This is a genomic window from Phycisphaerae bacterium, from assembly GCA_035275405.1.
Classification (GTDB): Bacteria; Planctomycetota; Phycisphaerae; order UBA1845; family UTPLA1; genus DATEMU01.
The window spans coordinates 1126974-1142380 of record DATEMU010000003.1; the positions used below are offsets into that span (position 1 = coordinate 1126974).

Here is a 15407-nt window from a genome sequence, read left to right on the forward strand (position 1 = left end):
GCACGATATCAAAGCAGGGCGTTAAGCGTCTTGCAGACGTGGTCGACTTGCGATTCAGTCAACCCATTGTGGAAAGGCAGTGCAATCGTGCGGGCGGCGACGCGTTCGCAGGCGGGGAAGTCGCCGGGCTTGTAGCCGAATTGCTCGCGGTAGAACGGTTGGAGATGGATCGGGCTGAAGTAGTTGCTGCAGCCGATGCCGCGCTCGCGGAGGGCGGCGATGGTGGAGTTGCGGTCCTGCTCGCTGTATCGATCGGCGAGCTTGATGACGAAGACGAACCAGCTCATCTCGCAATCGGGGCTCGTCTTTTGTAATTCGACGCGGTTTTCGTCGAGCAATCGTTGCCGGTACCAACTCGCCACACGGGCGCGTTTGCCGAGGATTTCGCCGACTCGCTGCATCTGCACCGCCCCGATCGCGCAGGCGATGTCCGACAGACGGTAGTTGTAGCCCAGTCGCTCGTGCGAGAGCCAGCCCATGCCCGTGTCGCGGCCCTGGTTGCGCATCGAGATGCACAGCCTGGCGATCTCGTCGTCGTTCGTGGTGATCATCCCGCCTTCGCCCGTTGTGATTTGCTTGTTGGGGTAAAAGCCGAACACGCCGGCATCGGCCAGACCGCCGGACATGCGGCCCTTGTATTTCGCGCCGAGCGATTCGCACGAGTCTTCGACGACACGGAGTCGATGGCGTTTCGCGATGGCGTTGATCGCGTCCATCTCGGCGACCTGACCGAAGACGTTGACGGGGATGATGGCTTTGGTCTTCGGCGTGACCGCGGCCTCGACTTTCTTGGGGTCGATATTCCAGGTCTGGGGATCGATGTCGGCGAAGACCGGGCGAGCCCGTTCGAAGAGGACGCAGTTCGTCGAGGCGACGAAGGAAAACGGGGTGCTGATGACCTCGTCGCCGGGGCCGATGCCGACGGCCCGCATGAGCAGGTGCAGGCCGGTCGTGCCGCTGGAGACGGCGACGGCGTGCTTGACGCCGACGTAATCCGCGACGGCCTTTTCAAAGCGCGGGACGGCGGGGCCAAGCGATAGGCGGCCGGAGCGCAGGACGTCGGCGACGGCGTCGATTTCGGCCTGGGTGATGTCGGGACCGGAGAGTTCGATGTTCATGGAGTTTTGGGCTTTCCCCCGATTTTCGGCGACCAGGCCGCGTCGATTGAGCCCTGCCGGCGTTTCGTCGAACGAGCGGGCAGGCAGGATAAGGCAGAAACGGGCAAAGTTCTCCCCTTAACACGGGTGTCGGGCGGGACTAGTTCGGCCCAAGCTACAGGTCTGCTTGACAGGCAAAGTCCCACGTCAAATAATCCCCTTAAATCCCTAGCCGCGTAAGTGGTTGTGCGGCGATGGGGCCGGGAACACTGTTGAAAACGGCGGTTGGTAACCCGCCGTGTTTTTGGGCCGCACTTCGTGAATTATTTCACGGAGCGTGGTTGCTAGCAAGCCCCCATAGATGCAATGAACGCAGATTCCCAAACTCCGACAAACACCACAGACGCGACGGGCGAACCGATGACGGGCCGTTTGATGGCGCGGCTGTTTATCGTGCCGGCGATCATTGTCTGTTTGCTCCTCGCCGTCGCCGTGGTCGTTGTTCTTTTCGGAAGCACCAGTCTGGAGAAGCCCGTTTCGACGGCGGACCTGCTCGCGCAGATCGAGGCCGATCGCGGCGAGCGGACAATGGATGTGATGCTGCTGCCGCACGCCCGCGAGTCATGGCAGGCGGCCCAGGAGCTGGCCCGGCGGTTCGAGCAGAAGGACAAGTTCCTCAAGCCGGAAGAAATCGCGCCGACGGCGGATCGGCTGGTCACGCTGCTCAACAAATACGAACCCGGTCGCGATGTCGACGAGGCGGGACCGGCGCAGCAATATTTTCTGATCATGGCGCTTGCGAAACTGGAAGCGCCGGCGGGCGTGGATCCGCTGGTCAGGCTGCTCCGCGATCCGAACGCTTCGACGCGCCGCACGGCACTGCAGGCGCTAGCGGACATGCGGCGGGTACCGGAGGCGCGGCAGGCGGTCGCGCACGTCCTACCGCTACTTGATGATGCGAAACCGGCGGTGCGGTTGGTGGCCTGCGCAACGGTGGCGTGCCTGGCCGAACCGGGGGACAGCACGGCGATCCGCGCCGTTGCGCCGCTCCTGGAGGCGGAGGCGGAGATTCAGTGGAACGCGGCGATGACGCTGGCCCGCCTGGGAAGCCGCAGCGGCAAGCTCGTCCTGATGAACATGCTGCAGCGGGCCTACTGGGAAAAGCTCGAGCTGGAGTACCTTGAAAACGGGGCGCAGGTGCGGCGGAAGTTCTCGGATCTGGAGGTGTCCCGCAATCTGGCGTCGGCAATTGACGCCGCAGGGCATTTGAACGATCCTGACATCGCCGGGCTGATTAATGCCCTCGAAAAAGACCCGTCGGTGACGGTTCGCGATGCGGCGCGGGCCACGCACAGCCGGGAGACGTCCGAAAAGACGGCGGGCGCAAAAGCGCCGGTCGGCGGCGTCGATCCCGCGGATGTGGAGATTCTGTAATGGCCACCCAAGAGATGGTCACCAAGGTCTGGATCGCCCCCGGGTGCATCGTCTGCGATGCGTGCGAGACGACCGCGCCCGATGTGTTCGAGGTCCAGCACGACAACGAGACGTGCATCATCCGGCCCGAAGCGCTGGACATGGAGTTCACCAAGCCGCGGACCAAGAGCATCATCGAGGCGGCGGAGGAATGCCCGGTCGACGTCATCAAGTTCGAGACGGTCCCGGTTGAGGGCGGCGCTGTCGTCGCCGAAGCGGCGTCGCCCCCGGCGGCGAAGCCTGAAAAGGCCGCGGCTACGGCGGAGGCCGCGACTCATGCCCCGGCGGCGAAGGCGTCGCCCGCGAAACCGGCCGAGCCGCCCAAGCCGAAGGTTCTGGACCCGGCGATTCAGGCGCTGCTCGCGGCGACGACCGTGCGCGGCGGGAACGTCGTCATCCATCGCGACGTCAAGGACATGCCGGATGCGGTGAAGAACCTCGCGAAGCTATCCCCCGACCAATTGCCGCCCGATGCGCGGTTTCAGAAGGTGCTGGAGAAGGCTAAGCCGAGCAAAGCCGAGCCGACCCGGCGGGATATGGTGCTCGGGGCGGGGTGGGCGGCGCTGGCGATTTCGTTCGGTGCGGCGCCGCTGGTGGCGTTCAACCGGTTCATGGCGCCGAACGTGCTGGAGATGGAGGACCCGAAGGTTCGCTGCGGGTCGCTTGCCAAGTTTCAGTCGATGGCCCCGGGAGATGTCAACGAAGACTACAAGCCGGTCAAACCGAGCGGGTTCTGGATCATCCGCGAGGAAGAACGCATAAGTGCCTTATCGATTATCTGCACGCACTTGGGCTGCATCCCGTCGTGGCTGCCGAACGACCGCAAGTTCAAGTGCCCTTGCCATGGCAGCGGGTTCAAGCCGAACGGGACGAATTTCGAAGGCCCCGCTCCGCGACCGCTGGAGCGGTTCAAGATCTATCTGGACGGCGATGAGGTCATTGTTGATCGATCAAGGAAATTCTTGGCAATGGGACCGAACGATACGGGCCCGTGGAATGATCCGGATGCGTCGATTCCGGTTTGATGAAGTGAAAGGCGTTCGGAGATTGATGCCTCTTCTTGTTTTGAGCCTTTTCGGAGGAGCCGCTTGCCATCTAGATGACAGGTGGCCGCCGACGATGACACTCCAAGAGAAAACAAAGGCCCTTGTTTCTTTTATTGTCAGTGATTACGAAAAAAGAGCTATAACGTGCAGCCCGTCAGTAATGAGGCTCGAGTATTTTGCATCGCTTACTCCTTCGCATTTAAGCCGGACCCTGTCAAAGGCGCTTTCTCCTTTGCGGGACTCGATAGTTGCCGGGGCTTATCACATCTCGGTGGCAAACGACACGATTGACACGTCCTATTCAAACCAGCTCGGCATGTGGATTTTGGCAATCAAGGCCGACGGTAGTACTGAGGTAGTATTTCAAAACCTCCAGTTTGACGGAATTGGAGAGCGTTGGTATCGACTAAGCGAAGAACCAAGTTAGGAAGGCGAGTTAGGGCATGGGTCTGTTTAGCGCGGCGGGAGATTACATTCGGGAGAGCCAGGTCTGGGGCTCGATCTTTCGGCACGGCGTGCCTAAGGATCGGCGGACGCGGGCCATGGCCATTCTCAGCAACGTCTTTCTGCACCTGCATCCGGTCGCGGTCCGCAAGAGCGGCATCCGCCTCTCCTTTACCTGGTGCATGGGGGGGCTGACGTTCTTTTTGTTCCTTGCTGAGACGATCACCGGCGTATTGCTGATGTTTTACTACCGGCCGGTCGTGGAATATGCATACGCGGACATCGTGGGGCTGCGGGCGCATGTGACGCTCGGCCTGATGCGCGAGATTCATCGCTGGGGGGCGCATGCGATGGTCATCGCGATTTGGCTGCACATGCTGCGCGTCTTCTTGACGGGCAGCTATAAGCCGCCGCGGGAGTTCAACTGGGGCGTTGGCGTCGTGCTGCTGACGCTGACGCTGCTGCTGTCGTTTACCGGATATCTGCTTCCGTGGGATCAGTTGGCCATCTGGGCGATTACCGTCGGGTCGAACATGGCCCGGGCGACGCCCTTTGCCGGTCATGAAGGTCCCGGTGCCGCGGCGTTGATGGTCGGGGATGTACCTCTGATTCACGGCGGATCGGACGCGAGGTTTCTATTACTCGGCGGGACGGTCGTGGGACCGGGCGCGCTGTTGCGCTTTTATGTGCTGCACTGTATCTTCATCCCGCTCGTGGCCTCGGTGTTGATCGCGGTCCACTTTTGGCGGGTGCGCAAGGATGGCGGCATCTCCGGGCCTCTTTAGGGCGACGGAAAAGCGGGAGTTTTTCAGTTTCATATAAGGCGGACCGTAGAGAATAAATGCCGGCAATCCTTCACACCCTCCTGGCCTCGACCGACGCGGCCGCGCATGAGTCGAGCTTCATCGAAAGCGTCAAGGGCTTCATCGACGCGCTGTGCGCTCCGTACTACTTCGTCCCGCTGACGACGGCGATGCTGATCATCGGCCTGGCGACGTATCGGCGCTGGACCCGGCCCGCCGCGGCCCTAATGGTGCTGTTCGTCTTCACCGCGTTTTATGGCCTGAGCATGCTGGATGAGGACTTCTTCAAGATCATCAAGAAGCCCGACAACGTCCCGATCACGATGATGATCTACTTCACCGGCTTCTGCTCGTGGCTGGGGCTGCGGCAGGCGGCGCTGAACGACGAGCGGATCGAACGCGGGGAGCCGCTGATCGAGAGCGGAGCGGATGACAAGGTGCTGGTCTGGCCCGATCTCGTCTATACCGAGTTGATCTGCCTGGTGCTCTGCACGCTCGCGCTGATCGTGTGGGCGATTATTCTCAAGGCCCCGCTGGAACCGCCAGCGAATCCGACGAACATTCCCAACCCGTCGAAGGCCCCGTGGTATTTCCTCGGCTTGCAGGAACTTCTCGTCTATTTCGATCCGTGGATTGCGGGTGTGCTGCTGCCGGGGCTGATCATCGTCGGGCTCATTTCGCTGCCGTATCTGGACAAGAACCCGCGGGGCAACGGGTACTTCACGTTCAAAGAGCGGCCGATGGTCATTTCGATCTACATGTTCGGTTTCGTCATCATGTGGGTCGTGCTCATTGTGCTGGGGACGTTTCTTCGCGGGCCGAATTGGAACCTGTTCGGGCCGTATGAAACATGGGACCCGCACCGACCGGCGGCGCTGCTGAATATCAACGTCTCCGACGTTTTCTGGGTCGTTTTGCCGGAGAAACTTGGCCTGGCGTGGTGGAAGCCGGGTCTGCCCACGCAATCGGTGGCGGGAGTGCCCGCCTTTCTGATTCGCGAGGCGCCGGGGTTGGTCCTGGTGGGGGGGTATTTCTTTATCCTGCCCGTCATTTTGGCGCGAACGGTCTTCCGAAAGATTTACGCTCAGATCGGGTTGATCCGCTTTTGCGTGTTCTGGCTGCTTCTGTCGTGGATGTTCATCGTGCCGATCAAGATGGTCCTTCGCTGGCTCGTCAACATGAAATACTTTGTCGCCATCACGGAGTTCTTTTTCAACATTTGAGCCATGCCGGTACCTACTGAAACATTCCGTAGCACGAAGCGACTCAACGTCTGGTTCGCGATTACGTCCGTCGTCACATTGGCGGGCACAGCGTGGATGTTCTGGCACGACTACCAGCGACCGTGGCGGGGCATGCAGACCAATTATTTCAATGTCCGCTCAGCGATGGCGCATTTCGACGTGCTGGGCTATGAGAGCCCGGGAGAGAAGGCCCGGCGCGAGGAGCTGGCGAAGGCGGTCGCCGACGCGGAGGCGGAGTTGGCCACGCCGGACAATCGCCGTCGGGAGCGCGACCTGCTCGACCGCGAGAAGGAACTGAACGGGAAGTTGCAGGGCGTCGCGCTGACTTACGGGAACATGAACGCCGAGATGCAGGTGCGAATCTTTGACTTCGAGGAGGCCAAGACGCTGCACGGCGAGAATGATCCCAAGACGCTGGCCATCAAGACGGATAACGATCGCGCGGCAAAGGAGCTGGCGGCGACCAAGGTGAAGATGGACGAGTTGGAGGACGATCTGCGCGATGTCAAGGGGCAGATCAAGTCGCTCTATCGAAAGCGGACCGAGGCGCAAAAGGTCCTGGCGGCATATGACAAAGGCTTGAACGACGCCAAGCGGCTAGACTCCATGTACGGTCCCGGCATCAAGCGGGCGGCCCTGAACATCCCCCTGCTCGACTATCTGGCGCCGAAGGATACGCCGGGACACGAAGAGGTCCGGCAGATCTTCACCAAGACGATCCGCTTCAATTACAACTTCGTCGATTCGTATATCACCGATCGATGCATCACCTGCCACATGGGGATCGACGATCCGAACCTCACGGTGGAGAACTTCGTGCGGCGGTCGGAAAAGGCGCTGCACAATGAAGAGGTGCAGGAGACGCTGCGGCGCGAGAACCCCAAACTTCGCCGGGAGATGGAGCAGCGGCTGCTCGAAGCGGCGGACGATCCCGAGTTCGCCACGCTTACGGTTGAGAACCTGGACGATGTCACACGGGAAAAATACATCCGGCGGCTCGTGCGGGCGGTGAATGACTATCTGGACGATATCCAGCGGCCGGAAATCGATGTCCAGGAGATCATCGATAAACACAAGGACAAGGAGCCGCACACGCGCGGGCGGATCGCCGACACCATTACGGCGAAGTTCAACAGCATCCTCAAGGTCGAACGGCCGAAGGATGGAGTCGGGAAAAAAACGCTGACGTACGATGAGATGGACGAGAAGCAGCGGATGGCGTACGTCGCGTCGCTCACCGCCGCGCTCAACCTCCATCTGGCCGATCAGGGCCGGCCGCCGATCGACTTCAAGAAAGAGATCAAGGCCCACCCGCACCTGGACCTGTACATCTCGCCGAATTCGGCGCACCCGATGAAGCTGATGGGCTGCACGGTCTGCCACGAGGGGGCGGGGCAGGACACGGATTTCATCCTGGCGGCGCACACGCCCAAGAACAAAGAGGAGATGAAGCACTGGGAGAAGGAATACTATGTCAAGGAACTGGGCATCCCGCTGGCGACGTTCCACCTCGTCGAGGAGTTCTGGGAGCGGCCCATGCTCCTGCCGGGCTATACGTCAGCGAGTTGCCGTAAGTGCCATGCGCAGACGTTTGACCTCGAACGGCATAAGACGGAGCCGCTGGCCTCGGCCCGACCGATCGTCGAGGGCCGAGATTTGTTCACCTCCCTCGGCTGCATCAACTGCCATGCCGTGGACGGCCTCACGGACTCGCGTCGGGTCGGTACGGACCTGACGCACGTCGGCGAGAAGCTCACGACGGGCTTTATCCAACGGTGGGTGGAGTATCCCGCGAACTTCCGGCCGAGCACGCGGATGCCGCACTTTTTCCATCAGGAGAATAATCTGCCGTCGAGTGCGAACGAGTTCGATCCCGATCCCGTGCTGAGAACGGAGGCGGAGATTCAGGCGATCGCGCATTACCTCAAGACCTTCTCGAAGCCGTTAGAGTTTCTCCCCGTGCCGGAGGGGATCACGGGCGACGCGAAACGGGGAGAGGAACTTTTCGTCTCCATCGGCTGCTTCGCCTGCCACGCCAATCTGGAAGCGAAGGACCCGCTCGCGCAAGGCGGCGAGAATCTGGGCGAGCGGTGGATTACGGCCGACCTGATGCACAAGGAGGGGATTTCCGCCGAGGATGCCAAGAAGAAATATGAGGCGATGTCGCATAACGACCGGACGCGCTACGCCATGCGCCGTCTGACGCCGCTGGAGAGGGAAGCGGCGATCGCGCGGGCGCATGAGGAAGAGGTGGCGGCGGACCGCGAGGGCCGCGAACCCGATCCGAAGAAGATGTACATCCCCGCCGCGTTCAGTCGCAATGCGCCCGAGCTGACCGGCATCGGGACGAAGCTGGTCAACGATCCCAACAACGCGGAGCAGGTCGAGCGCGGGCGTCGGTGGCTGTACAACTGGCTAAGCGACCCACGCCATTACTCGTCGTACACGCGGATGCCGCGGCTGTTCCGTGATAATTACTACCAGTACGACAGCCCCGAGGAGCAGAAGAAGAAAAACGATCAGGACATCCTCGACGTGGCGGCGTATCTGCTGACGATGCGCAACGACGATTTCAAGATCGAGTCCATGGCCGAGGACGACAAGCACGTCGAGGAAATGCGCCGGCAGATCCTCGGCATCCTCGGCGGTCAGAACACCGAGAGCGTCTCCAAGCTGATCCTTGAAGACGGCAAGTTGGAGGATTCCGATCCCTACGGCCGGCTGACCTCGGCGATCGTGGCGCAGGCCTTCAAATCGTTCGGAGGCGGCGAGGAGGGCAAGAAGGCGGTCGCGGAGATCATTGCCGAACGTTCCAACAGCCTGGCCGAGCGACAGAAGCTGTTCTTCGGCATGAAGATGATCAGTCATTACGGCTGCTCGGCGTGCCACACGATCGCGGGGTTTGAGGAAGCGACGCGACCGGGGACGGACCTATCGTTGTGGGCGCAGAAGTTCATGAGCCAGCTCGATTTCGCCTTCTACTCGCCCGCGTTTGAGCACGAGGTCGAGGATAATCCGGCTGTCTTCGGCAGGCTGTACATCGATTCGCCGGAGTCGGCGCACCTGATTCGCGATGCGGACGGCAACCCGCGGGAGGAGATCCTGCACAACCACGCGTCGTTTGCGTATCACAAGCTGCTGAACCCGCGGATCTGGGACCGTGAGAAGATCAAGAAGCCGTACGAAAAATTAAAGATGCCGAATTTTTACCTGAGCGAGCCGGAGGCCCGTTCGCTCACGACGTTCCTCTTAAGCATGCGCGAGAGCAACGTCACCAGGGACGTGCAACTGGCGTACAACACGACGCCCGCGGGCAAGATCGCCAAAGGACGGGCCCTCGTGCGCGAGTTGAACTGCATCGGCTGTCACAAAATCGAGCGCAACGAGCCGAACATCTCTCAATACTACACGACGGACACGAGCGTGGACGACAACTATCCGTTCGGTCAGCGCTTCAAGCCGCCGCTGCTCTGGGGCGAAGGGGCGAAGGTGCAATACGACTGGCTGTTCTCGTTCCTGAACAACGTGGAGATGCTGCGGCCGTGGCTGAAGGCGCGGATGCCCAGCTTCCATCTCACCAAGGCGGAGGCGACGACGCTGGTGGAGTATTTCGCGGGTCTCAGCCAGTACGAATCGGCGTTCCTGGCCGAGGATCTGGATCCCGTTATCAGGCATCTTCGGGAAGTGCACGCTAATGTTGCCGCAGGTGAGGACAAGACCGCCAATGGAGGAAGCGCGTGGTTTCTTGACGAAAAACTGGCGCCGCAGGCCGAGTTTCTCGCCCGATACGCCGCCGAGCACGAACAAATTCGGCGAATCGAACTGAATACCGGCGATGCGTCGACACCGGGCCAGATCGCTGAGGTCCTGGGACCTGTGTATGACAAGATCGTGCAGCGGGCGCAGTTTCTGGCCAATGTGTATCGGGTCGAGTTCCCGTTTACCGACCCCGTCTCGCACACGACCGACGACGCGCGGTTCAAGCTGGGCGAGGAGTTCCTTTACAACCAGAAATGCCTCGCCTGCCACGTGGCGGGCGATCCATCGGTGCCGGGGACGACGACGGACATCAAGGCGCCGAACTTCGCGCTGACGTATAAGCGGCTGCGGTATGACTGGGTGATCAACTGGCTGCAGGACCCGCAGTCGATTCAGCCGGGGGCGAACATGCCGCAGATCTTCCAGGGCGGCAGCGCGTTTGCGGGCGTGCCCGAGGAAACCAGGAACGAGTTGGAAGCGAAATTCGGGAAGACCGTTCCGGAGCAATCCACGCTGCTGGTAGACTTCCTCTACAATCTCGGCGAGCGCCGCTTTACGGCGATCCAGCCGGGCGGTGCGCAAGCCGCGCCGAAGCCCGCAGAGCAGAAAGGACTGGAAGGCGATTTCGACTTCGATGCGGGGGAACCGACGACGAAGCCGGCGGAACCGGAGTTTGACTTTTAGCAGAATCCCGGAGTGGCACAGCGCGTAACTCTAGCTATGACCGTTAGTTGGAGTCGCACCGGGGATTTACAAACTATCAGTACTTGTAGCAAGTTGGTCTAGACTTTCGGAAGTGGTTATTATGCCCGCGGAAAAAATGCCATCGGGCGCTCGATATCAAGACAAGTGAAAACTTTCACAAGGAGTCGAACATGACGATCAAGCAGCTCGGAAGTTGGGTGTTGGCCGGATGCGTGGCGGTAGCGCTGACCGCGACGACGGCGCTCGCGGATAACGAGAAGGGGACGGCGGTCATCAAGGGCAAGGTGACGTTCGATGGCACGCCGCCGAAGATGAAGGCGCTGGCCATCCAAGGCGACAATCACTGCGCGCAGGCGCATACAAAACCCGAAGCCGACCAGGGCACGATCGTCTATACGAAAGACGGGAACACCATCCCGTATGTGTTCGTCTATGCGAAGAGCGGCGTGACGGGCAAGTACACGGCCCCGACGACGCCCGTAACGATCGATCAGAAGGGCTGCATGTACCATCCGCACGTCTTTGGCATGGTCGCCGGTCAGCCAATCGACATCAAAAACAGCGACTCGACCAATCACAACATCCACTCGCTGGCCAAGAAGAACCCGACCTTCAATTTCGCCCAGTCTCAGCAGGGCATGGTCAAAAACCTGGCGGGCAAAGACACGTTTACTCGCGAAGAGATCATGGTCAAGATCAAGTGCGATGTTCATGCGTGGATGTCCACCTACGTCGGCGTGTTGACGCACCCGTTCTTCGACGTAACCAAGTCGCACGAGGATGACGGCGGCGACAAGGCCAAGCGCGGCACCTTCGAGATCAAGGAACTGCCCGCCGGCGAATACGAGATCGAGGCGTGGCATGAGTCCTTCGGCACGATGACGCAAAAGGTCGCCGTCAAGGACGGCGAGACCAAGGAGATCGAGTTCAAGTTCGGCGGCGCCAAGAAGGCCGAAGCCCCCACGCCGACGCGGACCGTGATCCTGGGCGCGGAGACGGGCGCGCAAAAGTAGCGTGTGATTCGGGGCCCTGGGCTCCGTCGTCGATAAGTAAGGGTGGCCCCTCGGCCGTCGGCCCAGGGCGCGGATCTGATGGATCGTTCGGAATCGGCCGCTCGATGTCGGCGCGGTACGCGAGCGGCCTGCCACGGATGGATCGCTTCCATTCTCAGATCGCCTCCGGTACCCTAGCTTTTTGTGGCAGCGGCGGAAATTCCGTCGCCGGGAGTTTGATTCACCATGCTGGCGGCCCTGCACTACGGTAACTGGCTTCCTCCCATGCTCTCGGAGCACGGGGACCGGATCGATCGGATCATCGACATTCTGCACGTCTTCATGGCGCTGCTCTTTGTGGGGTGGGGCGTTTTCTTCGTCTATTGCCTCGTAAAGTTCCGGCAGCGGTCCGGCCATCGCGCCGACTACTCCCTCATCAAGGCCAAGGCCACGAAGTACGCGGAAGTGGGAGTCGGGATTTTCGAAGCCGTGCTGCTGCTCGCGTTCTCCATGCCTGTCTGGGCCGACTACAAGAACAAGCCGCCGGAGGCGGACAAGCGGTTTGAGGTTCGCGTGATCGGCGAACAGTTCCAATGGGACTTTCATTACGCAGGCAAGGATGGAAAATTCGGCAAGACCGATACCAAGCTGATCTCGCCGAGCAACCCCGCCGGGCTGGATGAGAGCGACCCCGGCGCCGCCGACGACATCGTTACGGTTAATGAGTTTCACCTGCCGGTCGGCAAGCCGATTTACCTGCGCCTGACGTCCAAAGATGTCATTCATTCGTTCTCCGTGCCGACCATGCGGGTCAAGCAGGACGTGATTCCGGGGATGGAGATTCCGATCTGGTTTACGGTGAAGCCGTCGGCCACGAGCGATTCGATTCGGGAGCAGATGACCGAGATGTTCCGCGTGGAGCGGCTGTCGTGGTACCGGGTTCGGCATCACATCGCGGCGGAGGATGTCAAAGCCAAGGATGGCGAAGTTCTGCTGGCCAAGGGAGCGGACCTGGGCGCGGACTTAAAAAAGGGCAAGGAAATGATCGCCCGGCTAAAGAGCGCGGGCATCGCGGAAGTGAAATTGCAACCGCGGCAACCCCTGGAAGTGGTCTGTGCGCAGCTTTGCGGCAACAGCCACTTCAAGATGAAGGCCCAGCTCGTCACGCACGACGAGGCCGGGTTTGCCCAGTGGATCGAGGAAAAATCCAAGAAGGTTGAAATCCAAGAGGACTTTTAACGCATGAGCGGCCACGACCATCACGCCGGGCACGACGCCCACGGCGACCACCATCATGACGAGCCGGGTTTCTGGCGGAAGTGGGTCTTTTCCGTCGACCACAAGATGATCGGCTGCCAGTATGCCGTCACCGGTCTCTTGTTCCTCTTCTTCGGCTTCACGTTGATGATGATCATGCGCTGGCAGTTGGCCTATCCCGGCCAGCCGATTCCGTTTATCGGCAAGTGGCTGCCCAGCTATGTCGCGGATAACGGCATCATGAGCGGCGACGGTTACAACGCCTTCGGCGCCATGCACGGCACGATCATGGTATTTCTCGCCATTGTGCCGCTCGGCGTGGGTGGATTCGGCAACTATGTCCTTCCGCTCCAGATCGGCGCGCCGGACATGGCTTTTCCCCGGCTCAACATGGCCAGCTACTGGGTCTATTTCTGCGGCGGCGTGGTCATGCTCGCGAGCTTCTTCGTGCCTGCCGGTCCGGCAGCCTCAGGATGGACCTCCTATGCCCCGCTGTCGGTCATCGCGCAGCCGGCCAATACGTTCTTAATGAAACTCTTGTCGGGGCAGTCGCTCTGGCTGATCGGCATGATCTTCCTGATCACGTCGTCGCTGCTCGGCTCCGTCAACTTCATCGTCACGACGGTTCAATTACGGGCGAAGGGCCTCTCGTTTTTCCGCCTGCCCTTCTTTGTGTGGGCGCAGTTGGTGACGTCGTTCCTCCTTCTCCTGGCGTTTCCGCCGTTAGAGGCCGCCGGCATCATGCAGCTTCTGGACCGTGTCGCCGATACGAGCTTTTTCTCGCCGGCCGGGCTGGTGGTCAGCGGGGTGCAACAGAATCAATACGCCGGCGGCGGCAGCGCCCTGCTCTGGCAGCATTTGTTCTGGTTCTTGGCCCATCCCGAGGTGTACGTGCTCATCCTCCCGGCGATGGGCATCGTGTCGGAAGTCATCGCCAACAACACGCGCAAGCCGCTCTGGGGCTATCGCCTGCTGGTTTATTCCGCCATCTTCCTGGGCTTTATGTCGTTCATCGTCTGGGCCCACCACATGTTCATGACCGGCATGGGCACCACGCTGTCCACGTTCTTCCAGGCGACGACGATGATCATCTCCGTCCCGTCGGTGATCATCCTGACATGCCTGATCCTCAGCCTGTACGGCGCGTCGATTCGGTTCAATGTTCCGATGCTCTTCGCACTGGCGTTTCTGCCGATGTTCGCGATCGGCGGGCTGACGGGTCTGCCGCTGGGTCTGACGGCGTCCGACATTCACCTGCACGACACCTTCTATGTCATCGGGCATTTCCATTATGTCGTCGCGCCGGGGACGATCTTCGCCGTCTTCGCGGGCATCTATTACTGGTTCCCCAAGGTGACGGGCCGGAAGATGAACGACTTCCTCGGCAAGCTGCATTTTTGGCCGTCGTTCATTTTCATCAACGCGGTGTTCATGCCCATGCTGTTCCAGGGCATGGCGGGCATTCTTCGCCGCCAATATGACCAGACCGAGCAGCTTCACGGCGCCAGCGCCCAGGGATTGTCCGTGATGGTCTCGTGGTCGTCGTGGATGCTGGCCGTCGCGCAGCTCCCGTTCATCATCAACTTCGTCTGGAGCATCTTCGCGGGCAAGAAAGTCGGCGCGAATCCATGGGAGGCGACCACGCTCGAGTGGGCCGCCCCATCGCCGCCGCCGCACGGCAACTTCGCGCATGTGCCCGTGGTTTACTGCGGTCCGTATGAGTACAGCGTTCCCGGCAAGGACCGGGATTATTGTCCGCAACACGTTGCTCTGGAGGCCTAGCCCTTGTCCGCTGTCGCCATTCCGCACGATATGGATCCGCATCCCGATACCGGGATGTACAACGGCAAGTTCGGCATCTGGCTGTTTCTGGCCTCCGAAGTGATGCTGTTTGGGGCCCTGTTTTCGTCTTATGTACTGCTGCGCGTCGGCGCGCCGGCGGGGACCTGGCCGCATCGCGGCGACGAGATCCTCAACGTCTGGATGGCGATGATCAACACCTTCGTTCTCATCACGTCCAGCGTGACGATGGTGATGGCCTGGGCATCGCTCAAGATGCACGACCTCGCCAAGGGCAAGCGACTCCTGCTCATTACCTTTGCGCTGTCCTCGGTGTTCCTTGTCGTCAAGTTCTTTGAATACAAGGCCAAGTTCACGCACCACGAGGTATTCCTTAACACGCCGGTCACGCTGCACGGTTCGGACAAGCCGGTGACGAGCATCGACGGGCATTTGGAGGAGCAGACTGACGCTCACGTGAGAATCACTCCGTATCCCAAAAAGGGCGAAAAGGGGCATGGGGAGCCCGTCACGATCGAGGCCGCGAACATCAAGCGGCTGTCCACCTATGGCCCCAGTCATAGCACGTTTCTGGCGACCTATTTCACGCTGACCGGCCTGCATGGATTGCACGTCATCGGCGGGATGGTCGTGATGATGTTTCTGTTCCTGACCGGCGATGCGATGTGGAAAAAGTCGCCGGACAAGTTCACCAATCGCGTCGAATGCACCGGTCTTTACTGGCACTTTGTCGACCTGGTCTGGATCTTCCTGTTCCCCGTGTTGTACCTGTTGTAGGAGCGTATGC

The 15407-nt window shown here is 60.6% G+C and carries 10 protein-coding genes; 9 read left to right on the forward strand and 1 reads right to left on the reverse strand.

Annotated elements, in window-relative coordinates; genetic code table 11:
• Window positions 1-8: 8 nt before the first annotated feature.
• Complete coding sequence (locus VJZ71_06755; protein HKQ47749.1) at window positions 9-1118, reverse strand: DegT/DnrJ/EryC1/StrS family aminotransferase; 1110 nt, start codon at window positions 1116-1118, stop codon at window positions 9-11.
• Window positions 1119-1463: 345 nt separating this feature from the next.
• On the opposite strand from VJZ71_06755, the gene VJZ71_06760 reads away from it, so the two are divergent.
• From VJZ71_06760 to VJZ71_06800, 9 genes are all read left to right on the forward strand, one after another.
• Window positions 1464-2531, forward strand: coding sequence for a HEAT repeat domain-containing protein (locus VJZ71_06760; protein HKQ47750.1), 1068 nt, complete (start codon window positions 1464-1466; stop codon window positions 2529-2531).
• Complete coding sequence (locus VJZ71_06765; protein HKQ47751.1) at window positions 2531-3595, forward strand: Rieske 2Fe-2S domain-containing protein; 1065 nt, start codon at window positions 2531-2533, stop codon at window positions 3593-3595. The genes VJZ71_06760 and VJZ71_06765 overlap by 1 nt, the downstream gene beginning before the upstream one ends.
• A 464-nt stretch (window positions 3596-4059) precedes the next feature.
• Entirely contained in the window at window positions 4060-4845 is a 786-nt protein-coding gene (locus VJZ71_06770; GenBank protein HKQ47752.1) for a cytochrome b N-terminal domain-containing protein, read from the forward strand.
• A 56-nt stretch (window positions 4846-4901) separates the two neighbouring features.
• The gene (locus VJZ71_06775; protein HKQ47753.1) at window positions 4902-6086 is read left to right on the forward strand and encodes a hypothetical protein; all 1185 of its coding nucleotides are present in this window, start codon (window positions 4902-4904) and stop codon (window positions 6084-6086) included.
• Between the two features lie 3 nt (window positions 6087-6089).
• A complete protein-coding gene (locus VJZ71_06780) occupies window positions 6090-10550 on the forward strand; it encodes a cytochrome c (GenBank protein HKQ47754.1) in 4461 nt (1486 codons plus the stop codon).
• 191 nt (window positions 10551-10741) lie between these two features.
• Window positions 10742-11584, forward strand: a complete 843-nt coding sequence (locus VJZ71_06785; GenBank protein ID HKQ47755.1) for a TonB-dependent receptor — start codon at window positions 10742-10744, stop codon at window positions 11582-11584.
• Window positions 11585-11809: 225 nt separating this feature from the next.
• On the forward strand, window positions 11810-12802 hold the full coding sequence (locus VJZ71_06790) for a hypothetical protein (protein ID HKQ47756.1): 993 nt from the start codon (window positions 11810-11812) through the stop codon (window positions 12800-12802).
• Window positions 12803-12805: 3 nt separating this feature from the next.
• A complete protein-coding gene (locus VJZ71_06795) occupies window positions 12806-14602 on the forward strand; it encodes a cbb3-type cytochrome c oxidase subunit I (protein ID HKQ47757.1) in 1797 nt (598 codons plus the stop codon).
• 3 nt (window positions 14603-14605) lie between these two features.
• Window positions 14606-15397: a heme-copper oxidase subunit III gene (locus VJZ71_06800; GenBank protein ID HKQ47758.1), complete on the forward strand. Its 792-nt coding sequence runs from the start codon at window positions 14606-14608 to the stop codon at window positions 15395-15397.
• Window positions 15398-15407: the final 10 nt, after the last annotated feature.

Excerpts from the sequence above, each read along its gene's own strand:
- VJZ71_06755 (HKQ47749.1), bottom strand. The coding sequence starts at position 1,118 with ATGAACATCGAACTCTCCGGTCCCGACATCACCCAGGCCGAAATCGAC.
- VJZ71_06760 (HKQ47750.1), top strand. The coding sequence starts at position 1,464 with ATGAACGCAGATTCCCAAACTCCGACAAACACCACAGACGCGACGGGC.
- VJZ71_06795 (HKQ47757.1), top strand. The coding sequence starts at position 12,806 with ATGAGCGGCCACGACCATCACGCCGGGCACGACGCCCACGGCGACCAC.
- VJZ71_06775 (HKQ47753.1), top strand. The coding sequence starts at position 4,902 with ATGCCGGCAATCCTTCACACCCTCCTGGCCTCGACCGACGCGGCCGCG.
- VJZ71_06770 (HKQ47752.1), top strand. The coding sequence starts at position 4,060 with ATGGGTCTGTTTAGCGCGGCGGGAGATTACATTCGGGAGAGCCAGGTC.
- VJZ71_06790 (HKQ47756.1), top strand. The coding sequence starts at position 11,810 with ATGCTGGCGGCCCTGCACTACGGTAACTGGCTTCCTCCCATGCTCTCG.
- VJZ71_06785 (HKQ47755.1), top strand. The coding sequence starts at position 10,742 with ATGACGATCAAGCAGCTCGGAAGTTGGGTGTTGGCCGGATGCGTGGCG.
- VJZ71_06780 (HKQ47754.1), top strand. The coding sequence starts at position 6,090 with ATGCCGGTACCTACTGAAACATTCCGTAGCACGAAGCGACTCAACGTC.
- VJZ71_06765 (HKQ47751.1), top strand. The coding sequence starts at position 2,531 with ATGGCCACCCAAGAGATGGTCACCAAGGTCTGGATCGCCCCCGGGTGC.